Genomic DNA, 22,332 nt, shown 5'->3' with positions numbered 1-22,332 from the left:
AAAAAGTCTAAAATCAAATGATTTTAGACTTTTTTCTCATTTTTGGTTGTTTTCTTTAATTTCTTGTTTTAAAGGTAATGTGACAATAAATGCTGTTTCGTCTTCATTTGAAGTAACCTTGACGCTCCCATGATGAAGATCAACAATGCTTTTGACAATCGCTAAACCTAATCCCGTTCCACCAGTAGCTCGTGAACGGGAAGCTTCCGCGCGGTAGAAACGCTCAAATAGGTGATCAAGTGCTTTTTCAGGAATTGGTGTGCCATCATTAGCAACTTTGACGACCACCATATCATTTTCTTGCCGGGCATCGATCCGAATGTAACTTGCGCCATTGCCATATTTAAAGGCATTTGAAACTAAATTATTAAAAACTCGACCAAGCTTCTCCGGATCCGCCTCAATCATTAAAGGACTAGGAATAACTGAGGAAGTAATTTCGATTCCGCGATGCTGGGCTTCTAATTCAAAACTTGCCGTTAACTGTTCAATTAACTGATTAAGATCGAGTTTCATAATATTTACTGGTGCCCCATGTTGCTGAACTTTTGTATATTCAAACAAATCGTCGACCAAGGTCTTCATTTGTTTAGCCTTCTCATAAGCAGTATGGGTGTATTTTAGAATATCTTCCTCACTACGATATTGCTTATCTTCAATCAATCCCAAGTAGCCAATAATACTAGTCAATGGCGTCCGTAAATCATGGCTTACATTAGTAATCAGCTCATCTTTTGACTTCTCAATCTTCCGTTCATCATCCATTGAACGCACCGCGCTATCAACTAATGCATTTACACTAGTAATAACATGCTGTTGATTTCCTTTTAGCCGAAATGGAATCCGATGATCCAAATGTCCTTGCGCAATATAGTGTAATTCCGCGATAATATGATCCATTTGATAAAGGTGGTATCGGCGACGCAATCGCCACCATACCACCCACACATCAATAATTACTAAAAAGGCAATTAAGATCCGCTGATAGCTCCATATTTGTGCTTGAAGCGGGCCAATCTTCAATGATTGCTTAATCATAAAGATTCCATTGGTTACTCCCGGATTTGACTGAATGGCATCTTGAATAATTACGATAATCGCCATATTCAGCAATAACAATAGAATAACCGTTACTACCCCTTCTAAAATAAGCGAACTCTTTTCACGCCCCGTTAACTTCACAATTTTTCCTCCACATCATTAAGGCTAGGCTTTAGTGGTCTTCCACCTTATAACCAACACCCCACACAGTTTGAATAACCTTTTCACCGTTAGTTGCTTCTTCAATTTTATCCCGTAAATGACTCACGTGAACCATGACTGTTTTAGCTGATACGACACTTTCTTGTTGCCATACCCGCTCAAAAATATCATCTGCTGAGAAAACACGGTTAGGGTGACTGGCAAGTAAATATAAGATACCAAATTCAAGGGCTGTTAATTGAATTACATCCCCTTTAATCGTCTTAACCTCGTGAGAATCTTTATTGATTAATAATGGACCAACATTAAGAATATCCGGTTGATCATTTGTCACTTCTCCTTGGCTCCGACGAAGTAATGATTTAACTCGTGCCATTACTTCGAGCGGATTAAATGGCTTAGTAACATAATCGTCCGCCCCAGTGATTAGACCTTGTATCTTATCCATATCTGCCGTCTTAGCTGAAAGCACTAAAATTGGAATATCAGAATCTTTCCGCACCCGCTTAATTACATCCATTCCATCGATTTCTGGCATCATTAAGTCAAGAATAATCAGACCAATATCAGGATTAGTATTTAGCTTTATTAATGCTTCTTTTCCGTCATAAGCAGAAATTGGCTCATATCCTTCATTTCGGATGTAAATTTCAAGTAATTGAACAATTTCTTTATCATCATCAACAACTAGAATTTTCATAAGAGGTACTCCTTTTTACAGCATAATATCCTATTGAATATTATAACTAACTATGCGAAAAAAGCGATCATTCTAAGATAGCCTTAACAAAAAGTTTACCCTCCATTATTTCTCGGGAAATAAAAACTGCTGTGACTATCTTTTCACGAATAAAGCCATAGCAGTTTCTTATTGAATTAGTTATTTATAGTTAGGTGCACTACGAGTAATTTGGACATCATGAGGGTGTGACTCGATAAGTCCTGCATTGGTAATTTGGACAAATTGAGCTTTTTCAATTAGGGTTGGAATATCACCAGCACCAACATAACCCATTCCTGAGCGAAGGCCACCATCAATTTGGAAAATAATATCAGAAACATCGCCCTTGTATTCTACCCGAGCTTCAATACCTTCTGGAACAAGCTTATTGGCTTCATTTACCCCACCTTGGAAGTAACGGTCGGAGGAACCATGTGCTTGAGCCATTGCACCAACCGAACCCATTCCACGATAAGCCTTGTACTTCTTGCTATTGTCTTCAAAAACTTCGCCAGGTGCTTCCGTCGTACCAGAAAGCATACTACCGAGCATTACTGCATTACCACCAGCAGCAAGAGCTTTTACAACGTCACCAGAGTACTTAATACCTCCATCAGCGATAATTGGCTTGTTATATTCACGAGCAACACTAGCAGCGTCATAAATAGCAGTAATTTGTGGAACACCAACTCCAGCGACCACCCGAGTAGTACAAATTGAACCAGGACCGATACCAACCTTTACAACGTCAACACCAGCATCAAACAAGGCGCGAGTAGCTTCACCAGTAGCAACATTACCAGCGATTAAGGTTGCGTCTGGGAAGTGTTCGCGAATTTCCGCGATCTTACGAAGAACACCTGCTGAATGTCCATGAGCTGTATCGATAACGATTGCATCTGCGCCCGCCTTCAAAAGGGCCTCAGCACGTTCAAAAGTATCACTAGTAACCCCCACCGCTGCAGCAACTAATAATCGATTATTATCATCAACAGCAGCCTTAGTTGCGCCTGCAGGTACGACTACGCTCTTTACATTAGCTACTTCTCCTGCTTGGGCTTGGATTGACATGTTTTTGTGAACAACCCCTAAACCACCTTGTAAGGCCATTGCAATCGCCATTGGTCCTTCAGTAACAGTATCCATTCCGGCACTAATCAATGGAATATGAAGCTTCAAATTATCAGCTAACTGTGTACTCAAGTCAACTTCATTTGGTAATACATGACTTTCGGCTGGAATAAGTAATACATCATCGAAGGTTAAGCCCTTCTTGGCAAATTTCGTGTCCCAATTTGACATCTGTAGTGCAACTCCTTTGATTTTTAATTAGGTATACTCTACTAGGATTTCGCACTGAGGTCAATCTAAATATTTAAATTAATTTAAAAAATTAACTAGGCTATTCGCACTCTCCTGATCAATAACCAATGTATTTGCATAACCAGCAGTTAAAACACCATGCACTGCTGGTACCTTAGCAACACTGGCCGCTACTAAAATACTGTGTTTTTTCTTTCGCAACTCTGGGAGCGCAATCCCAATCGTTCGTTGGTTAATATCTTCATTTACTATCTGACCCTTGCTATCAATGAAACGAGAGAAAACATCCCCTACCGCCTCATGTTGTAACGTTAATTGCTCCTGCTTGGTGAAGTAACCTAATTTAAATAACAATGCTGAGTCACGTACTGTTCCCACTGTGAAAACAGCAATATTAGATTGCTCCCCTAACTTCATAATATGTTTGATATGGGTATCGTTAGCGACTAATTCACGTGTCTTTGCATGATCAAAGATAACAGGTAACGGCAAATACTGGGGAACGGTATTAAAAGCATTCGCAAAGATATTAACCGTTTCAAACGCATAATTTCGCGTATTAGTATTTGCCATACTGCCTTTCATTTGAACAACAGTGATATCAGTAACGTCTTTAGGTTTCAAATGCAATCCTACTTGATAGACGGTTTTTCCCCAGCCTAACCCAATAATGTCTTTATCTTCTACGACTTGTTCGATATATTTAGCTCCCGCTGCGCCAACTTCTTCAAGTGAATCATCCGTGCCTGGAACAATAATAATTTTATGCAATGATGGATATTTAGCGAGTAAGTCTACTTCCAACTGGTGAAGCGGAGCAACGGGATTATGAATTTTAATGGTTACTAATCCTCGGTCCCGACCAAATTGTAATAATCGTGACACTGTTGCCCGGGAAATATTCAGTTCAGTTGCAATATCACTTTGGTTCCATCCATCACGATAATATAAGGTTGCTACTTTTAGCGCTAATTCAATCTTATTTTTATCATCCATCTAACTTTCCTCCTTTCTCCATACTAAAAGAGACTGGGCATTACCTCAGTCTCTTTCATTATCTAAACCACATTTTATTATAAACTGCACTCTCTAGCTTATGCAAGAAGCTACTTTCCAGCAATTGCCGTTTCAAGCGAAATATTAATCATATCATTAAATGTTCGCTCACGTTCTTCAGCGGTTGCTTTTTCGTCGCCAAAGATTAAGTCACTAACAGTCAAAACTGAAAGTGCCCGGAAATGAAGCTTAGCAGCTAATAAGTAAAGTCCAGCCGATTCCATTTCTGTCCCTAAAATTCCATAGTCACGAAGCTTTTCCATATCAAGCTCATCATTGTAGAAACGATCGGCAGCAAAGATATCCCCAACCTTTGTTTCAATACCTAATTTACCAGCTACATGGTAAGCAGTATCTAACAACTTGAAATCAGCTAATGGTGCATAATGGAATCCTGGCCCAAATGTATTTACCGTTACTGCTGAATCTGTTGAAGAACCTTGGGCAAGAAGAACATCGCGAACATGAACATCTGGAGCAATTCCGCCACAAGAACCAACCCGGATAATAGTTTTAACACCAAATTCACGTACTAACTCATTAATATAAATTGACATCGAAGGAATTCCCATCCCAGATCCTTGTACTGAAATACGGTGACCCTTATATTCACCAGTATAACCAAAGGCATTCCGGACTGAATTTACTTGTTTAACATTTTCCAGGAAGTTTTCTGCAATATATTTTGCACGCAGCGGATCCCCTGGAAGTAATACAGTGTCTGCGTAATCACCCATTTTTGCATTAATATGTGTACTCATTGAAATATCCTCCTGCTCTTTATTCAACAATTTCATGAATTAGCGTCGGCACTTTACCATTATCACTAATTTCAATACTTTCTCTTAATAACTGTTCCACGTCTGGAATTTCTTGGCGGTTACTATAGATTGTTAAAATTGGTTCGCCGTCTTTAACGTAATCACCTAGCTTATGGTGTAATTCGATTCCTACACTATAATCCAAGGCATCATCTGCTTTTTGACGGCCGCCTCCTAATAACATGCTAGCAGTTCCAACTTCATCTGCTGAAAGTTTTGTCAATACGCCATCCCGATCAGCTTTGAAAGGAATCTTGTATTTAGCTTGCGGCATTAATTGGTAGTTATCAACAATAGCAGGATCTCCACCTTGCGCTTCTATCATTGCCGCAAACCGTTCCAGGGCTGATCTATCCTGAATAGTTTGCTCTAACATCTTTCGTGCCTCAGTAGTATTTTGTGCTTTTTCACCCATTACAACCATATAACTACCAAGCGTCAGAACTAATTCGGTAAGATCTTTTGGGCCCTTTCCTTTTAAGACATCAATTGATTCTTCAATTTCAAGTGCATTACCAATTTTATTTCCAAGCGGCTGATTCATATCTGAAATTACTGCCATGCACTTTAATCCTGCTTGTTTACCAATCTCAACCAAGGCTTTAGCCAGTAGTCTTGATTGATCAAGCATCTTCATAAAGGCACCAGTACCAGTTTTTACATCAATTACAAGCGCATCTGTTCCAGAAGCAATCTTCTTACTCATAATTGAACTAGCAATTAACGGAATTGAGTCAACAGTGTCAGTAACATCCCGTAATCCATAGATCTTCTTATCTGCTGGCGCAACCTCACCAGTCGCACCTACGATTGCTAATTTTTCTTTGGCAACTTGATTAATGAATTCATCTTCGGAAAGTTCTACCCGAAATCCCGGAATTGCTTCCAACTTGTCAAGCGTGCCTCCTGTATGACCAAGGCCACGACCTGAAATCATTGGAACCGGAATTCCTGTAGCGGCGACCATTGCTGCAAGTGGCAAACTCACTTTATCACCAACACCACCCGTTGAATGTTTATCAACTTTAATTCCAGGGATTCGGCTCAAGTCTAATCGTTCACCAGACTCCATCATCTTCATTGTTAGGCTCGTCTGTTCTTCTTTGGTCATCCCCTGGAAGTAGATTGCCATAAGGAGAGCACTGATTTGATAGTCAGGAATCGTTCCATTAACGACGCCATCAACAAAGAACTGTAATTGCTCATCGCTTAGGACTCCGCCATTTCTTTTGGTGTCAATGATATCAACCATTCGCATCATGTTTCGCCCCTTTCCTTAATTAATCTTAATCGTTACTAATTTCCTTGTAGAAGCTGGTACCCTTTACTGGTTCAACGTTAAAGTTCTCTAAGATAGTTGCACCAAGGTCTGAGAATGTCTTCCGCAGCCCAAGGGATTGATTTGGTTTATTCATTGAAGGAGAGTAAACCAACAATGGAACATTTTCACGAGTATGATCAGTTCCCTTAAAGCCAGGGTCATTACCGTGATCAGCAGTTACCATCAAAAGATCATCTGGCTTCATTTCATCAAGAACTTTGCCTAAACGCTTATCAAAGTCCATTAATGCTTGACCAAAGCCCTTTGGATTACGACGGTGACCATACATTGCATCAAAATCGACCAAGTTTGTGAAGCAGAAACCGGTAAAGTCTTGCTTCATTACTTCATCAACATGATCCATTCCGTCCATGTTGCTTTCGTTATGGTATCCTTTATCGATCCCTTCACCAGAGAAGATATCATTAATCTTACCAACACCAATTACATCGTAACCAGCTGCACGGAGGCGATCCATATCAGTCTCACCAATTGGCTTCAAACTAAAGTCATGTCGATTAGCAGTCCGGGTAAAGTGGTCTTTATCTGGGCCAACATATGGACGGGCAATAATCCGACCAACAGTATATTCTGGACCATTAACAAGTGTCCGAGCATATTCACAAATCTTGTAGAGTTCCTCAACTGGAATAACATCTTCATGAGCAGCAATCTGCATTACTGAATCACCAGACGTGTAGAGAATTAATTCTCCGGTCTCCATTTGGCGTTCACCATAATCATGAATTACTTCTGTTCCTGAGTATGGCTTATTAACAATAACTTTTCGTCCTGAGAATTTTTCAAGCTTATCAACGATTTCTTGTGGAAAACCATTTGGGAACGTTGATAATGGCTTCATTACTGGCAAGCCCATCATTTCCCAGTGACCGTCCATGCTATCTTTTCCGGCAGAAACTTCTTCCATCTTACCGTAATCACCAATAGCTGGATCAGCAACTGGAACCCCTTCAATCGGAGTATCACGCAAATTACTAATCCCTAATTTACCAAGGTTTGGTAGCTTCAAGGCACCTTTGTAATACTCACCAACGTGGCCAAGCGTATCTGATCCAACATCATCAAACTTTGCGGCGTCATGAGCAGCACCTGTACCAACTGAGTCCATTACAATAACAAAAACACGTTTATATGACATTTTCCGACTCCTCCTATTTCTGTAAATTAAGATTAGTAATTAAACTTTATTCTTATTGTTTTGCGGCTTCTTCTAAGATTTGAACAGAAGCGGAAACACCTAAACGGTTAGCACCAGCTTCAATCATATCGTAAGCTTCTTGAAGGCTGTGAATTCCACCAGCTGCCTTAATCTTAAAGTCTGGTCCAACTGCTTCACGCATAATCTTAACGTCGTCTACCTTCGCTCCTGAAGTTGAAAAACCAGTTGAAGTCTTTACAAAGTCAGCATCACCTTTTACAGTAAGCTTACTTGCACGTGCTTTTTCTTCGTCAGTAAGAAGAGCATTTTCAATAATAACTTTAAGAAGTTTACCCTTTTCGTGAGTAGCATCAGCAACCGCCTTAATATCAGCAACAACCGCATCATCATTTCCTGCTTTTAATTCACCGATATTGATAACCATATCAATTTCATCGGCGCCATCTTCAATTGCCTGCTTAGTTTCAAAAACTTTGCTTTCTGTTGAAGTTGCACCGAGAGGGAAGCCGATAACTGTACAAGTGTTAATATCAGTACCTTCTAATCCTTCATGAACTCGCTTAACCCAGTAAGGATTGATACAAACTGAAGCTGTATTGTATTTACGAGCTTCTTCAACTGTCTTATCAATCATTTCGGGGGTAGCTTCTGGTTTAAGCATTGTGTGATCCATGTATTTTGCTAATTGCGCTTGTGTTAACTTCATAATAATATGATCTCCTCTCATCTTTGAATGCGTTTTCATAAGTTTACGTATATATCTTAACAATCTATTGAACATTTGTCCATATATTTACAGAAATTTATTTCAAAAAAGAGCGAAATAAAAGGGCGAGAAAAATTTTCACCTTTTTCTCACCCTCATTTATTTTAAAAGATAGCCTGGCAAATAGTTCCGTTGCTAAAATATTTTAACGCCGCGGCGCACGATTACCATAAAGGGAGCCTGTAACATGGAATCTAGACCGGAAGTACATATCCCCAATGAAAGTAATAACTCCGATGCCAATGTAGACCCATGGATTAAGCCGTGGGTTGATTACATTTGGCAACATACTTACAAGCATGTAAATAATTAACCAAGCTGCTAACCCGGCAACGATTAAAAGAATCCGTTGCCATAATGGCTTCTTGCTTACCCGTTTACCCTTCTTATTAATTTGCGGTTGAACCTGGGTAGCCACATAACCAAAAATCAACCCTCCAGTGATTGCTACGATTAAGATTGCGGTAATACCACTACTTCCAGCATTCTTTGTTTGCATTGCAGCTGGTGATAACCAAAACATTAAACCAAACATAAACGTAAAGATACTTAAGAAAATCAGCATATTATCAATTGCCAATAACTTAATTGATTGCTTACTTGCTTCAGCAGGAGTTGGCTTAGGATTCTTCAATTCTTTAGCATATTCAGTTGGCGTACCAAATAATGCCCGCGCAGTTTGTCCCTTCTTTTGTCCTACTAGCAATTTATCAATGGTTTCCTTTAGCATTGGGTCTTTCTTATCAGAAGGAACACCGAGACGATCCAACTGTTTATTTAATTGATACATAAAATCTTCATTTTTTCGTGTTAGATCATAGTTGCTAAAAGCATTCCCATTTGCTTGCCGACGTTCCTTTTCTAATCGTTTTTGACGTTGGCCGGCTTGTGCATTCCGTGGTTGTTCTTCACTCACTATAAAACTACTCCTCTCTTATCCTCAGAGGTTTAAACGTTGAACCGGAATTCAACAATATCCCCATCTTGCATTACGTAATCTTTTCCTTCAAGACGGAGCTTTCCCGCTTCCTTTACCGCTGATTCAGAACCTAATTCATCAAGATCTTCAAAGCTCATTACTTCGGCCCGGATAAACCCACGTTCAAAATCAGAGTGAATAATTCCCGCTGCTTGTGGAGCCTTTGTGCCCTTCTTGTAAGTCCAAGCCCGCGTTTCAGGCCCACCAGCAGTAAAGAAGGTTTCCAAGCCTAAGAGCTTGTACGCTGCCCGAATCAACCGGTTCAATCCCGGTTCTGTAACGCCTTCCATTTCAAGAAAATCAGCCTTATCTGCTTCATCCATTTCGGCAATTTGTTCTTCAGCAGCCGCTGCGACACCAATAACTTCTCCGTCATCTTTTACGTGTTCTTTAATTGCATCCATGTATTTGTTGCTATCTGGATCTGCCATATCTTCTTCGGCAATGTTAGCAACGTATAAGACTGGTTTACTTGTTAGCAAGAAAAGCCCTTTGACAATCTTTTGTTCATCATCGCTAAAATCAATTGAGCGAACACCCTTGCCATCTTCAAGAACTGGTTTAATCTTATTGAGCACTTCTAATTCTGCTAAAGCATCCTTATCACGACCCTTAGCAGCCCGCTGTACTTTTGCCAAGCGCTTATTAACAGCATCTAAGTCAGCCATTACTAATTCTAAGTTGATAGTATCGATATCTTCAATTGGATCCACTTTACCAGAAACACTAGTAATATCATTATCATCAAATGCTCGCACAACATGAACAATTGCATCAGTTTGACGAATATTTTCCAAGAACTTGTTCCCAAGCCCTTCACCTTTACTAGCACCCTTAACAATTCCGGCAATATCGGTAAATTCAAAGGTAGTTGGGACGATCTTCTTCGCTGGAATTAATTCCTGGATCCGGTCAAGTCGACTATCTGGAACTTCAACCATCCCCACATTGGGATCGATTGTTGCAAATGGGTAGTTAGCCATTTCGGCACCAGCTTTAGTAATTGCGTTAAAAAGTGTTGATTTACCAACGTTTGGCAAGCCAACGATTCCTGCAGTTAATGACATAAATTGTTCACTTTCCTTTTCAATTAATCATTTATTATTTTAATCTACAATTAGTTATTTGTGATCATCAATCATTAAAAATATTAATCATCTTGATCCGCTTTTTCGATAACCTTTTTTAATCCCTTATCAAATTTTTGACGGGTCATCATGACAATATGACCACAGCCTTGGCATTCAATTTTAATATCTGCACCCACTCGTGTAATCTTCCAGCGGTTAGTTCCACACGGGTGAGCCTTTTTCATCATTACAATGTCACCTTTATCATATGCTGCCATGAGTTATTCCTCCTTAATCTAAGGTTATATTTAATAATTCAAGAATTCGAGTAAAGTCTTCATTTGACGTATAAGGTATTTCGATCTTTCCTGCGCCTTTTTTCCGACTTTGCGCGACAGCAACTTTTGTACCAAATTTACTCTGCAACTGTGATTCAGCTTCTCGAATATAGATTGGTTTTCGTTGCGTCCGCCGTTCTTCTTTCTTTTTGGCCGTTCCATTAGTCTGCGTTACAATCTCTTCTAATTGTCGCACTGTAAGATTTTGTTCGACAGCTCGTTGGGCAAGCGGAACAAGTTTTGTCTTATCTTTTAAACCGAGAATTGTCCGTGCTTGACCCATCGATAGTTTGCCAGTATTAAGAAACTCTTTGATCACTTTTGGTAACCCTAGTAATCGCAAGTAATTGGCAATATAAGGCCGACTCTTTCCTAGTCTGCTTGCCACCTGTGCCTGTGTTAATGACAATTTATCCATTAACATCTGGTAGGCTTGCGCTTCTTCAAGTGGTGTAAGGTCTTCACGTTGAAGGTTTTCGAGAACCGCGATTTCCATCATCTGGTCATCGCTCATCTTACGCACAATTGCTGGGATAGTTTTCTGTTTGGCGATCTTAGAAGCCCTAAACCGTCGCTCCCCAGCGATTAGCTCATAACGGTTAATTTTTGGATCCGTTTGTCGCAGAATAATTGGTTGAAACACCCCTGATTTTTCAATCGATGAAGCTAACTCTGCCAACGCCTCTTTATCAAACGTTCGCCGTGGTTGATAGGGATTAGGATGAATTAACGATAGCTTGATATCTTGAACCGTTTCATCCGCAAGTTCAGTTACTTCATTTTCTGCAAAGAGGGCTTCAATACCTCGGCCAAGCCCACCTTTTTTATTCTTTGCCATGGTTAGCCAACACTTCCTTTGCTAATTGTTGGTAGACGTGCGCCCCCGTTGAATTTTTATCATAATCAATAATTGCTAAGCCGTGACTAGGTGCCTCCGATAAACGAACATTACGAGGGATAATCGTATCATAAACCTGGTCCCCAAAAAACTTTTTGACCTCAGAATTTACCTGTTGTCCAAGGTTTGTGCGCCGATCAAACATTGTCAAAAGGACCCCTTCAATCTTAAGTTGCGGATTGAAGTGTTTACGAACAAGCTTGATGGTATTTAAAAGCTGACTTAATCCTTCCAAGGCATAATATTCACTTTGGACAGGAATCAGAATTGAGTCACAAGCAGTAAATGCATTAATCGTCAGGAGCCCCAAGGATGGTGGGCAATCGATTAAAATAAAATCATATTTTTGACGAATTTCACCAAACGAATCTTTAAGCCGTGTTTCCCGGGCCATTAAATTAGTTAATTCTACTTCGGCCCCGGATAAAGCAATTGTTGTGGGAGCAATATCAACTCCTACGTGACTTGTCTTTTGAATGACATCCTCTAATGGCACTTCATTAATTAAAACGTCATAAATACTTTGCTTAATATTCTGTTTTTCAACGCCCAAACCACTAGTTGCATTTCCTTGAGGATCAAGATCAATTAATAAGACGCGCTGGCCAGTCTCAGCTAAGCATGCACCCAAATTAACACTCGTTGTTGTTTTACCAACACCGCCTTTTTGATTTGCAAGGGCAATTACAGAACCCATTTTTTGGCCTCCCTACTGTTTCTTCGGAATCTCAATTGTTAATTGATAAGTATCGCCGTTTTCCTTCTCATGCATTTTAATTTCAAAGCCTTCATTTGTCGCCAGCTTAATTGACTTTTTAATCGTATTTAAAGCTAAACGCGCATCATTAGCCTGCTGAGTTTTTTTGCTTCGGGCCTTCTTAGCTGTCTTTCGTTTAGGAGCGCGCCTCTTTTCTGCAGGCTTTTCTACTGGTACCTCTTCAACGTCTGCTGTTTCTTCAGCATGGTCCTCAATAGAAGCTAATTCTTTGCGCTTAGCGGCTGCTTTTAATTCTGCAATTTCTGAAGGTAACGGACGCCCTAATAAGCGAGCAACTTCATCTTCTGTCTGCCGAACTGTTAACCGTTCATTAACAATCCGCATTAACATATCACATTGTTGTTTTTCATCTAAATCTAATAATGCTCGACCATGACGTTCCGTAATCCGGTGATCTAAAATAGCTGTTTGGACTGGGGTGATCAGACGCAGCAACCGTAATTTGTTAGCAACAAAGGACTGACTCTTCCCCATCCCCTTTGCTAATTGCGATTGGGTAAGATGGTTCAGATCCATTAATTGTCGGTAGGCCTGCGCTTCTTCGACTGAACTCAATTGCGACCGTTGCAGATTTTCAATGAGGGCAAGCGAAGCAGTCTCTTGATCACTCATCTTTTCAATGATCGCTGGCGCTTTTTCCCACTTTAAGAGCTTCATCGCCCGGTATCGGCGTTCCCCAGCAATAATTTCATATTTTGCTGGCTCGTATTCACGTAAAACAATTGGTTGTAACAACCCGTGTTCGTCAATTGTTTGTGCTAATTCGCGGATACCGTCTTGATCAAATACCTTCCGTGGCTGATAACGATTAGGAATAATTTGATCAATTTTTACTTCTACGACCTTATTTTTTGTATTATCGGAATTATTTTTTCCAATACCAAATAATGAAAAAGCCATACTTTCAACTCCTTATCTTACTGAATTGGTTTTTTACTTGGTAAGCCTGGACGACGTGGGTATTTCTTAGGGGTCGCCTTTATCTTATCAATCACAATAATATTACGTTCTCCATCAGTTCCTGGTAAAGTCAATGTCACCGTTTTTTGAACTTTTCCACCAAGTTGTTTAATTGCTGTCCCGCCCTGTTGAAGTTCTTCAGGAGCCGCACTTGCCTTATAAGCAATAAATTCGCCACCAACTTTAACAGCTGGCAAGCATAATTCGCTTAAAACTGATAGGCGGGCAACTGCGCGGGCGGTAACGATATCAAATTTCTCTCGATATGGACTGTTCTTGGCACTAAAAGTTTCTGCCCGATCATGGATCAATGTAACGTCAGTTAAACCGAGCTTGGTAACTAAGTCTTCAAGAAAAGCAATCCGCTTATTTAACGAATCGACAATCGTTACCTTTAATTGTGGAAAAGCGATCTTCAACGGTAAGGAAGGAAAGCCAGCCCCGCACCGATATCACATAATGTCAGTTTTTCGCACTCTAAGCGTGGTTCAGCAAACGTTCCTGTAATTGAGTCATAAAAATGTTTTAAATACACTTCATTCTTTTCAGTAATCCGTGTCAAATTTACATGTTCATTAGTTTCAACTAATAATTGGTAATAGTCAGCAAATTGTTGCATTTGTTCTGCTGATAAGGTGATACCATGATCAGCTAATGCTTGTTGAAATTGTTCAGGATTCATTTATTAGGTCTCCTTTCGTGAAACATTTTTTGTTTCACGTTCTCTACTACTGTACCGTAATTTTGCCATTGTTGCAACCGGATTACGTGAAAATTGGAGCGCAAAATAAGGGAGTAAGATAGCAGTCACGAGTGACTTTTATCTTGCTCCCCTTCCTAACGTTTTCAATACTTAATCTTAATGCTTCAGAAAATCTGGATCCATGAAAGCTGGATTGGGATAATTGTAAAATCCTTGTCCCGATTCTTTTCCTTCGTGCCCTTCTTGAATCATCTGTTCCATCTTATCGGCAATTTCCTTATGACTTTCATCCTTAGTCTGGGCATAGGCATTCCGTTCAATTTGCGCTGCCGTCCGTAAACCAACCATATCTAAAATACCAAATGGTCCCATTGGTGCACCTGTCGAAATCATCCAATCCTTATCAATCATCGCTGGATCAGCAACTCCTTTAGCCCATAAGCTAAGACCAGATGCAAGTAACGGAATCAAAAGGGAATTCAGAATATACCCGTGTTGTTCTTTATTAAGAATAACAGGAACCATCTTTATTTCCCGGGCAAACTTTGTAGCTTCTTCAATCACCTCTGGACTTGTTTGGGAGGTGCCCATAATTTCGACCACATTAAATTTCCAAATTTGGTTAGCAAAGTGCATATTAAGAAATTTTTCTGGCCGATCAGTATAAGGAGCTAGTTGGCTAGGGATAAATGTAGAGGAGTTGCTAGCAAAGATTGTTTTTTCAGGGGCTAATCCTGAAACCTCTTCGTAAAACTGTTCCTTTAACTCTAACGATTCTGGTAAAGCTTCAATCATTAAATCAGCATCTTTAACCGCGGTCGCAACATCATCAGTAATTACTTTAATATTATCAAGGCCCTGTTGAAATTCCTTATCAGTCAAATGCAAGTCACGTTCATAATCACTTTTCAACGCCTTAATCCGTCGTTCAGCGGTATCAATATGGTGATTATATACGCTGACATTAAAGCCGGATAAAGCCGTTTGATATGCAATCTGGCTACCCAATACACCAGCGCCGGCAATCATTATATTCTTCATTTGGTATTTCCTCCTTACTTTAACTACTACCATTATACCGTGAAGCGCTTACACTAGAAAGTAATAAAAAGGGGCTGGATTATTTTTCCAGCCTCCTAGCATCTTATTTCATTTTGCTTACTTCTTCTAAGAACCACTTATTGAAGTATTCAGCATCAATGTCTAAACAAACTTTTGCGTTAGTCTTGCCATCATGGTAAGCAGCGCGAATATCACCAACAGTAGCACCGATTGCTGGACCGTCTGTTTGAACATCAACCCACATATCCTTCGTAGTAAATGCTTCTGGATGAAGAAGATAGAAGATGGTATTAACATCGTGCATTGGACGCCCTTGATCACTACCATCATTATAGTGCGTGATTAATCCATGCAGCATTTCACCAGTCTTATTAAGACTACCAAGTTTCTCAATCGTATCCGCAGTTAAGAGCGCCTTTAAGGTAACATCCAATCCAACAGTTACAATTGGAACACCCGCATTGTACATAATCTTAGCAGCATCTGGATCAGTGAAGACGTTAAATTCAGCTACACTAGTCATATTACCGCCAGAGAATGAACCACCCATCGCAACGATTTGCTTAATGTGGCTCTTTACTTCTGGATATTCGCTAAAGAGTAGTGCAATGTTAGTGTATGAACCAGTTGGAACCAGGATGACTTCATCTTCAGCCATGATTGCGTCATGAAGTGCTTCAACAGCAGTCTTATCAAGTGGCTTACCATAATCGTCACCAAAGTCATAACCAGGCATTCCTGATTCACCATGAATTCGGGCAGCATCTTCAAAAGGCTTAATCAATGGTTGCTTGGCACCTGCTGCAACTGGAATATCCTTACCGAAGAAGTGAATAATCTTCAAAGCGTTAGCAGTGGTTTTATCAGCAGTAACGTTACCGGCAACTGTTGTAACTAATTTCAAGTCTAATGATGGATCATTAATAGCCATCGTTAAAGCAGCTGCGTCATCAATACCTGGGTCAGTATCCATAATAATCTTTGTAGTCATAATTTTATCTCCTTTTTATCGTGCAAGCGTTTTCGGATTTAATGTTGAAAAAAGCAGCCTTGCCAGCTGCTTTTCCATTTCTACCAAACAAAGAGACCAACAAATGCGGCTGATAATAATGAAACCAAAATACCAGAAAGCATTAAGTAACCAATGTTTGAAGCAATGTAATCGTTGTTTTCCTTGTCAACTAATCCTTTGAAGGCACCAATAATCATACCTAAAGTACCGAAGTTGGCAAATGAAGTTACGAAGACAGTCAAGACAGCCCGCAAGTGAGGTGCGTAACTGTTGATTTCATCAGTAACTTTACCCATAACAACGAATTCGTTAGTAATCAATTTCATACCCATATCTTGGGAAAGCATCCATGCTTGGTGAACAGGTAAACCAAGTAACCATGAGAATGGGAACATGATAACACCTAAGATACTTTCAAGTGAAAGGTCCTTCCAGAACAATGCTAAGATAGCATCGATCAAGGCTGCCAAAGCAACGAAGGCAACAACGTTAGCAATGATGATAAGGATTAACTTACCAGCACCTAGAATTGAGTCTCCCAAGAAACTGAAGAATGGTTCACGCTTATCAGAGTCAACTTCAGCACCAACCTTTTCGATGGTGTCATCTTCAGCTGGAACCTTAACAGGGTTTAACATACTTACAGCAATCAATGAGTTAATAATATTAATTGGAACAGCAGTCAGAATATATTGTCCTGGCATCATTTCAATATATGCACCAAGAATTGAAGCAGTAACACAAGACATTGACATCATGGCAATCGTCAAATTACGTTCCTTGTTCATGGCACGTAATTGCATACCAGAAACAGCCAAAACTTCGGTGTTACCTAAGAACATCATTTCTACAGCAAAGAATGATTCAAACTTAGGTTCACCAGTAATGAATGAAAGTCCACGTCCGATCCACTTAATAATCCATGGTAATACACCAATGTAGTTTAAGATATCGAACAATGGAACAATCATAAGGATTGGCATCAATGCAGAACAAATGAAGTTAAGGTTCTTTGGTGTGTACCAATCACCCAATGCAAACACAGTTCCTTTTGCAGAGACGTTAACAATCCAAGCAAAACCATCAGCGGCCGCTTTAACCCCAGCACGACCAGCTGCTGAACTTACGAGGAACCATGCTAAAAGTAAGTTCAAGACTACCATGATTCCTACAGTCTTCCAGTTGATTTCCTTTCGATTCTTGGAGAAAAGCCATCCAATTCCAAGAAAGACAATCAACCCAATAATGTTGATAATAAGATACATAGACATGGCTGTGTACCCTCCTTAAATAGAATATTCGTTAACAGCCGTTCCAAATTAAGATACTATAATTGCAATTGTGGCGAGTTAACTATTTAAGAATATCTTTAAATTTGCTTCCTGTAAAGCGCTGTTTTGTAGACAATTTGTGAATTTTTATCATTTTTTAAATTATAATTTTACAATTCGCTCATTTTATTAACTTTTCAACTTCCGGAAATTTCACAAAGTTTTTTAGAATTTATGAAAACGTTGTCATGTGTTAACAAAAAGAAACGGAAAGTTACACGTGGCAAATCATCTTTGCTATGTGTCTTTCCGTTGCCCCTGCCAAGGTTTTCTATTATACTCAATTAAAATCAATTGAGCAAATGTTCAAATATTTAGAGAAGTAATTTACAGTTTCACTAACTTTAGTATTTCCCAGGAAATAACATAAAATATTTAAGGTTTAAACTGGCAGAAGCCCGGGACGTTTATCAAAATAACATTCCGGGCTTCTCAACCATGAAGAAGTGGGAAGAAAGGCCGAGTATTATTATTTTTAATTTTTGGTAACTTATCTATCTGCTTAATACGAGGAACTTAAGCTTATCATTATAGGTTCGTTGTAGATATGGCCACTAATTATTTTTAGCTAACATACTTTTTACGGAAACTAAAGCGTTTCATGTGGAGTGGGGTGTTGGTATTTTCATGCAAAAAGTCTAATTAACGTACTTCAAAGTAGTTTTATTATGAGAAGATGTTTGTTAAATTCGGCCTTCTATCTTTCCACACTTTCAGTATAATCCCTACCCAACAAAAAGACAATTAAACCGCGTCACACCGGGATTTAGATCTCCTCCAACTATTAAACAAAATTAACTTTTCTATTACTTTTTAGCTCTCTCTTAAACTATTCATTATTAAATGCAAAAGAAAAGAGACTCAAAATTTTCGAGCCCCTGCTAAGTTTTTAATTTTTCTTCTTCAAAAATCCATAACCATAAGCAAGCAATGCAAAAATGACGATTGAAAGGATTAATGGAATTCGTGTTGAATCAATAAAGAGTAAAATCACTAGAACTGCCAAGAAGAAAATAATTGTTAACCAACTAGTAATCGGATATCCTGGCATTCTGAAATTCGTAACTCCCTTTGGATTCTGCCGCCGGAACTTAATATGTGCAACCAAAATAATGATCCACGTAAAGATAAAGGTAATTGTTGAAATTCCAGCAATCACATCGAATATTCCCGCTGGCATAATATAATTCAAGATAACTGTGATAAAAAGAATCAATGAAGAGAAAGTTAATGCATGATTAGGAACTGCCTTCGCGCTTAATTCACCAAAACGTTTTGGTGCGTTCCCGCTTCGAGCTAATGAGTAGAGGGAACGACTAGTACTAAAGATCGCACTGTTAGTTGCAGACATTGCAGCCGTCAAAACCACAAAGTTTAAAATCGCAGCTGCTCCTGGAACACCGATTGCTGCAAACACTTGAACAAACGGACTCGAAGTAGTCTTAATATGGAACCATGGGTAAATTGACATCATCGCAACCATTGAGCCGATATAGAACAAACCAATCCGGACTGGTAAGGTATTAATCGCCTTCGGAATATCTTTATCTGGATTCTTAGTTTCACCAGCTGTCAAACCGACCATTTCAATTCCCACAAAGGCAAAGACTACCATTTGGAAAGACATTAAGAAGCCCATCGGACCAGTAGGGAAAAAGCCACCCTGGTTAACTAGGTTTGAAAGGGTTACCGGCCGCCCTTCTACATGACCATGCATCACAAGTAAGACCGCGCCAACTGCTATTAAGGCTAAAATTGCAATCACCTTAATCATGGAGAACCAACTTTCTAGTTCACCAAACAGCCCGACGTTTACCATGTTTACTAACATCAATAAAATAACAATAATTAATGGACCAACCCATTGTGGTAAATTAGGGAACCAATATTTCAAGTAAATACCAGTAGCAGTAAGATCTGCCATTGCTAATGTTAGCCAACATGCCCAGTACATCCATCCAGCAACAAATTCCATTCGGTCACCAAGATATTCCTTAACCGAATCAATAAATGAATGTTTTGAAGTATCAGCTAAAATAAGTTCCCCTAACGCCCGCATCATAAAGAAGCAAAAGATACCGACGATCAGGTATGAAAGAATGATTGAAGGACCTGCTTGGTGAATAGCTGTTCCTGATCCAAGAAAAAGACCGGTCCCAATAGCTCCACCAATAGCAATCATCGTCACATGACGACTTTTAAGCGATCGTTCTAACTTCTGTTGTTGTTTTTCGTCCATAATATGCCTCCTTAAAAATTTAGTTAATAACAAAAACGTTTTCTTAAACAAATAAAAACGTCTCTGGTAATCATCTACCAGGGACGTTTTTTAACGCGGTTCCACCCATCTTTATAGCTCACATTTGCGAACTACCTCTCGGTTGATAAGGAAACCACTCCATTCAAACGCTCATGCCATTTAATTGGATCCAGCTTTCAGCAAATGCTAGATTCTCTGTCAACCAATTATTAGAAGTTGCTCATTATTATAATGATTATCCTAACTTTGTCAAATTTAAATTACTAAAAGTCAGTCGATAATTAAATATTTAGCACTTTATCCAAGAAATTCTTCGTATCTGGATGTTGTGGATTATCAAAAATCTCTTCTGGAGTGCCTTGTTCCCGAATATCACCATTATGGAAGAAGACCACCCGATCAGCAACCTGCTTAGCAAATCCCATTTCGTGAGTTACCACGATCATGGTCATTCCCTCTTGCGCTAACCGTTTCATTACTTCCAAAACATCCCCTACCATTTCAGGGTCAAGGGCGCTCGTTGGTTCATCAAAGAGCATTACATCCGGTTTCATTGCAAGGGCACGGGCGATGGCTACCCGTTGCTTTTGACCTCCAGACAGCTTGGTTGGATCTGCCCCTGCTTTATCGGCTAGCCCAACTAAGTCAAGATAGTGCATCGCGTCCTTTTCTGCCTCTTCCTTGGTCATCTTGCCAAGTTGAACAGGTGCCAAAGTGATATTCTCCAAAACATTCATATTTGGAAAGAGATTAAAGTGCTGAAAAACCATCCCGATATTTTCCCGAACCTTATTAATATTTACTTGCGGATCAGCAATATCGTAGCCATCAATATAAATATGGCCGCTATTTGGTTCTTCAAGCTTATTAATGCAACGAAGAAAGGTACTTTTTCCCGATCCTGATGGTCCAATCATGCAAACCACCTCATTGGGTTTTACGTCCAAGCTAATACCTTTCAGCACTTCATTACTTCCATAACTTTTGTGCAGATTTTTTACTTGTACTTTATAGTTTTTATCCATATTAACCCATCCTCTTTTGTACGTAGTTTGATAACCAAGTCAACAGGGTAATGATAATGATATACATCGTTCCAATGATTAACCACATCTTAAATCCTTCCATATTCTGGGAAATGATAACAGTCCCCGTTTGCGTAAGTTCCATTACACCAATTGCGGAAAGAATTGAGGTGTCTTTCAAGGTAATAATAAACTGGTTAACTAACGAAGGAATCATTAACTTAAATCCTTGGGGAGCGATAACTTTAATCAAGGCTTTGCTATATGGCAACCCTAAGCTCCGTGCTGCTTCCCACTGTCCAATATTAACGGATTCAAATCCACCTTTAACAATGGCCCCAATATAAGCCCCTTCGTTAAAAGTCAAGGTTAGGATCCCCGCCAAGAATAATGGAACTTTATGGCCAATAACATTCGGAATCCCCATGTAAATAAAGAAGGCCAAAACAATCATTGGAATACCACGGAAGATATAAATCAGGGTGCTAGAAACAGCATTGGCAAATTTGTTTTGTGCAATACCTAATACACCTAGAATTACCCCAAAAATCATCGCAAAAATAATGCCGACAACGGTTAATTCAATTGTCATCCATAACCCACGAAGCAAGGCAGGATAATTGGCGCGGATTAATCCCAGGATTGTCCGATCAGTCGCATTGTCCTTCGTTGTTTTGTCACTCTTAGTATATTTATCAATGATTTGATCCATTTGGCCAGTATCTTTTAGCCACTTAATCCCGTCATTCATCTTTTTCTGTAATTCTAAGTTCTTGCCCTTTTGGTATCCAACGGCAACTGGTTGTGCATCAATTGGCTTCTTTGTCACAACCTTAAGTGGAACACCTTCTTTAATTCCGTATTCAAGAACAGGGCCATCATCAAAAGTAGCTGCTGTGTTCCCAGTCTTCACATCATTCCACATCGTATTTGAAGAATCAAAGTAGCGGATTTTGTAACCGTATTTCTTTTGGTTGTTCTTCAAAAATAATGCCGCACTCGTTCCTGACTTTGCCGAAACTGTTTTGCCTTTTAATTGGCTCATCGACTTAATATTGCTATCTTTTGCAACAGCCATAACAACCCCACTAGTATAGTAAGGTGTTGAAAAATCATACTTTTCTTTTCGTTCATCAGTAACGCTCATTCCGGCAATTACTGCATCAACTTGTCCTGCTTCAAGAGCTTGTAAGTCACCATTAAAGCTCATTGGCTTCAGTTCATACTTAAAATGCTCATGCTTAGCAATTTTCTTAAGCATTTCAATTTCAATCCCAGGATTCTTTCCTGAGTACCCACCTTTACTATCTTGAATTTCAAAGGGTTCAAAGGTGTTATTAGTTGCAAACGTATAAGTCGGTTCGGCAGCAGATACCTGCTGAGGTTCGACCATTTGCCACCCCACTACAATTCCAAGAACTGCAACAATGGTGATGATCATATTTTTTATCTTGCTGCTATGCATCTGCACCGACTCCTTTTTAATTAAATTTTAACGTTGATACTACTTTATCATCGCCAGAAA

20 protein-coding genes and 1 pseudogene are annotated in these 22,332 nt (G+C 39.5%); all 21 read right to left on the bottom strand.

The window, feature by feature from the left end; all coding sequences use genetic code 11:
* Positions 1–36: 36 nt before the first annotated feature.
* The 21 genes and pseudogenes from SH603_RS01550 to SH603_RS01450 all read right to left on the bottom strand — a co-directional run bounded on the left by SH603_RS01550 (position 37) and on the right by SH603_RS01450 (position 22,272).
* A complete protein-coding gene (locus SH603_RS01550; protein ID WP_169472892.1) occupies positions 37–1,182 on the bottom strand; it encodes a sensor histidine kinase in 1,146 nt (381 codons plus the stop codon).
* Positions 1,183–1,213: 31 nt separating this feature from the next.
* Entirely contained in the window at positions 1,214–1,903 is a 690-nt protein-coding gene (locus SH603_RS01545) for a response regulator transcription factor (RefSeq protein ID WP_321534001.1), read from the bottom strand.
* Between the two features lie 180 nt (positions 1,904–2,083).
* On the bottom strand, positions 2,084–3,226 hold the full coding sequence (guaB, locus tag SH603_RS01540) for an IMP dehydrogenase (RefSeq protein ID WP_169471356.1): 1,143 nt from the start codon (positions 3,224–3,226) through the stop codon (positions 2,084–2,086).
* Between the two features lie 78 nt (positions 3,227–3,304).
* Entirely contained in the window at positions 3,305–4,243 is a 939-nt protein-coding gene (locus SH603_RS01535) for a sugar-binding transcriptional regulator (RefSeq protein ID WP_113896975.1), read from the bottom strand.
* 110 nt (positions 4,244–4,353) lie between these two features.
* Positions 4,354–5,064, bottom strand: coding sequence for a purine-nucleoside phosphorylase (gene deoD / locus SH603_RS01530; protein ID WP_003665392.1), 711 nt, complete (start codon positions 5,062–5,064; stop codon positions 4,354–4,356).
* Between the two features lie 19 nt (positions 5,065–5,083).
* Positions 5,084–6,382 (bottom strand): pyrimidine-nucleoside phosphorylase, encoded by a 1,299-nt coding sequence (locus tag SH603_RS01525; RefSeq protein ID WP_169472894.1) that lies wholly within the window; start codon positions 6,380–6,382, stop codon positions 5,084–5,086.
* A gap of 28 nt (positions 6,383–6,410) precedes the next feature.
* Positions 6,411–7,604 carry a phosphopentomutase gene (locus SH603_RS01520; RefSeq protein WP_153703336.1) on the bottom strand — a complete coding sequence of 398 codons (1,194 nt, stop codon included), beginning with the start codon at positions 7,602–7,604 and terminating at the stop codon, positions 6,411–6,413.
* A gap of 52 nt (positions 7,605–7,656) precedes the next feature.
* Positions 7,657–8,331 (bottom strand): deoxyribose-phosphate aldolase, encoded by a 675-nt coding sequence (gene deoC, locus SH603_RS01515; RefSeq protein WP_003665386.1) that lies wholly within the window; start codon positions 8,329–8,331, stop codon positions 7,657–7,659.
* 205 nt (positions 8,332–8,536) lie between these two features.
* Positions 8,537–9,307 carry a DUF1129 domain-containing protein gene (locus SH603_RS01510; protein ID WP_065533546.1) on the bottom strand — a complete coding sequence of 257 codons (771 nt, stop codon included), beginning with the start codon at positions 9,305–9,307 and terminating at the stop codon, positions 8,537–8,539.
* 32 nt (positions 9,308–9,339) lie between these two features.
* Positions 9,340–10,437 (bottom strand): redox-regulated ATPase YchF, encoded by a 1,098-nt coding sequence (ychF, locus tag SH603_RS01505; RefSeq protein WP_003670336.1) that lies wholly within the window; start codon positions 10,435–10,437, stop codon positions 9,340–9,342.
* A gap of 83 nt (positions 10,438–10,520) precedes the next feature.
* A complete protein-coding gene (locus SH603_RS01500; RefSeq protein WP_003665382.1) occupies positions 10,521–10,718 on the bottom strand; it encodes a DUF951 domain-containing protein in 198 nt (65 codons plus the stop codon).
* Between the two features lie 13 nt (positions 10,719–10,731).
* Complete coding sequence (locus SH603_RS01495; RefSeq protein WP_019251490.1) at positions 10,732–11,616, bottom strand: ParB/RepB/Spo0J family partition protein; 885 nt, start codon at positions 11,614–11,616, stop codon at positions 10,732–10,734.
* On the bottom strand, positions 11,603–12,373 hold the full coding sequence (locus tag SH603_RS01490; RefSeq protein ID WP_004562448.1) for a ParA family protein: 771 nt from the start codon (positions 12,371–12,373) through the stop codon (positions 11,603–11,605). The genes SH603_RS01495 and SH603_RS01490 overlap by 14 nt, the downstream gene beginning before the upstream one ends.
* A gap of 12 nt (positions 12,374–12,385) precedes the next feature.
* On the bottom strand, positions 12,386–13,354 hold the full coding sequence (locus SH603_RS01485; protein WP_321534000.1) for a ParB/RepB/Spo0J family partition protein: 969 nt from the start codon (positions 13,352–13,354) through the stop codon (positions 12,386–12,388).
* A gap of 17 nt (positions 13,355–13,371) precedes the next feature.
* Positions 13,372–14,096: pseudogene (gene rsmG / locus SH603_RS01480) on the bottom strand (16S rRNA (guanine(527)-N(7))-methyltransferase RsmG).
* A 177-nt stretch (positions 14,097–14,273) separates the two neighbouring features.
* Positions 14,274–15,158: a 3-hydroxyacyl-CoA dehydrogenase gene (locus tag SH603_RS01475; RefSeq protein WP_153700710.1), complete on the bottom strand. Its 885-nt coding sequence runs from the start codon at positions 15,156–15,158 to the stop codon at positions 14,274–14,276.
* A 103-nt stretch (positions 15,159–15,261) separates the two neighbouring features.
* Positions 15,262–16,170 (bottom strand): ribonucleoside hydrolase RihC, encoded by a 909-nt coding sequence (rihC, locus tag SH603_RS01470; protein ID WP_065533541.1) that lies wholly within the window; start codon positions 16,168–16,170, stop codon positions 15,262–15,264.
* Positions 16,171–16,250: 80 nt separating this feature from the next.
* Positions 16,251–17,456: a NupC/NupG family nucleoside CNT transporter gene (locus SH603_RS01465; protein ID WP_169470888.1), complete on the bottom strand. Its 1,206-nt coding sequence runs from the start codon at positions 17,454–17,456 to the stop codon at positions 16,251–16,253.
* A 955-nt stretch (positions 17,457–18,411) separates the two neighbouring features.
* Positions 18,412–19,761: an amino acid permease gene (locus SH603_RS01460; RefSeq protein ID WP_113896999.1), complete on the bottom strand. Its 1,350-nt coding sequence runs from the start codon at positions 19,759–19,761 to the stop codon at positions 18,412–18,414.
* A 302-nt stretch (positions 19,762–20,063) separates the two neighbouring features.
* Positions 20,064–20,807: an amino acid ABC transporter ATP-binding protein gene (locus tag SH603_RS01455; RefSeq protein ID WP_003665372.1), complete on the bottom strand. Its 744-nt coding sequence runs from the start codon at positions 20,805–20,807 to the stop codon at positions 20,064–20,066.
* A gap of 1 nt (position 20,808) precedes the next feature.
* Positions 20,809–22,272 carry an ABC transporter substrate-binding protein/permease gene (locus SH603_RS01450; RefSeq protein WP_144226491.1) on the bottom strand — a complete coding sequence of 488 codons (1,464 nt, stop codon included), beginning with the start codon at positions 22,270–22,272 and terminating at the stop codon, positions 20,809–20,811.
* Positions 22,273–22,332 lie beyond the last annotated feature (60 nt).

The organism is Limosilactobacillus reuteri (assembly GCF_034259105.1).
Classification (GTDB): domain Bacteria; phylum Bacillota; class Bacilli; order Lactobacillales; family Lactobacillaceae; genus Limosilactobacillus; species Limosilactobacillus reuteri_G.
Note: the sequence above shows the minus strand (reverse complement) of the source record. Positions and strands in the feature narration are given on the sequence as shown.

Excerpts from the sequence above, each read along its gene's own strand:
- SH603_RS01545 (WP_321534001.1), bottom strand. The coding sequence starts at position 1,903 with ATGAAAATTCTAGTTGTTGATGATGATAAAGAAATTGTTCAATTACTT.
- guaB (WP_169471356.1), bottom strand. The coding sequence starts at position 3,226 with ATGTCAAATTGGGACACGAAATTTGCCAAGAAGGGCTTAACCTTCGAT.
- SH603_RS01535 (WP_113896975.1), bottom strand. The coding sequence starts at position 4,243 with ATGGATGATAAAAATAAGATTGAATTAGCGCTAAAAGTAGCAACCTTA.
- deoD (WP_003665392.1), bottom strand. The coding sequence starts at position 5,064 with ATGAGTACACATATTAATGCAAAAATGGGTGATTACGCAGACACTGTA.
- SH603_RS01525 (WP_169472894.1), bottom strand. The coding sequence starts at position 6,382 with ATGCGAATGGTTGATATCATTGACACCAAAAGAAATGGCGGAGTCCTA.
- SH603_RS01520 (WP_153703336.1), bottom strand. The coding sequence starts at position 7,604 with ATGTCATATAAACGTGTTTTTGTTATTGTAATGGACTCAGTTGGTACA.
- deoC (WP_003665386.1), bottom strand. The coding sequence starts at position 8,331 with ATGAAGTTAACACAAGCGCAATTAGCAAAATACATGGATCACACAATG.
- ychF (WP_003670336.1), bottom strand. The coding sequence starts at position 10,437 with ATGTCATTAACTGCAGGAATCGTTGGCTTGCCAAACGTTGGTAAATCA.
- SH603_RS01500 (WP_003665382.1), bottom strand. The coding sequence starts at position 10,718 with ATGGCAGCATATGATAAAGGTGACATTGTAATGATGAAAAAGGCTCAC.
- SH603_RS01495 (WP_019251490.1), bottom strand. The coding sequence starts at position 11,616 with ATGGCAAAGAATAAAAAAGGTGGGCTTGGCCGAGGTATTGAAGCCCTC.
- SH603_RS01490 (WP_004562448.1), bottom strand. The coding sequence starts at position 12,373 with ATGGGTTCTGTAATTGCCCTTGCAAATCAAAAAGGCGGTGTTGGTAAA.
- SH603_RS01485 (WP_321534000.1), bottom strand. The coding sequence starts at position 13,354 with ATGGCTTTTTCATTATTTGGTATTGGAAAAAATAATTCCGATAATACA.
- SH603_RS01475 (WP_153700710.1), bottom strand. The coding sequence starts at position 15,158 with ATGAAGAATATAATGATTGCCGGCGCTGGTGTATTGGGTAGCCAGATT.
- rihC (WP_065533541.1), bottom strand. The coding sequence starts at position 16,170 with ATGACTACAAAGATTATTATGGATACTGACCCAGGTATTGATGACGCA.
- SH603_RS01465 (WP_169470888.1), bottom strand. The coding sequence starts at position 17,456 with ATGTATCTTATTATCAACATTATTGGGTTGATTGTCTTTCTTGGAATT.
- SH603_RS01460 (WP_113896999.1), bottom strand. The coding sequence starts at position 19,761 with ATGGACGAAAAACAACAACAGAAGTTAGAACGATCGCTTAAAAGTCGT.
- SH603_RS01455 (WP_003665372.1), bottom strand. The coding sequence starts at position 20,807 with ATGGATAAAAACTATAAAGTACAAGTAAAAAATCTGCACAAAAGTTAT.
- SH603_RS01450 (WP_144226491.1), bottom strand. The coding sequence starts at position 22,272 with ATGCATAGCAGCAAGATAAAAAATATGATCATCACCATTGTTGCAGTT.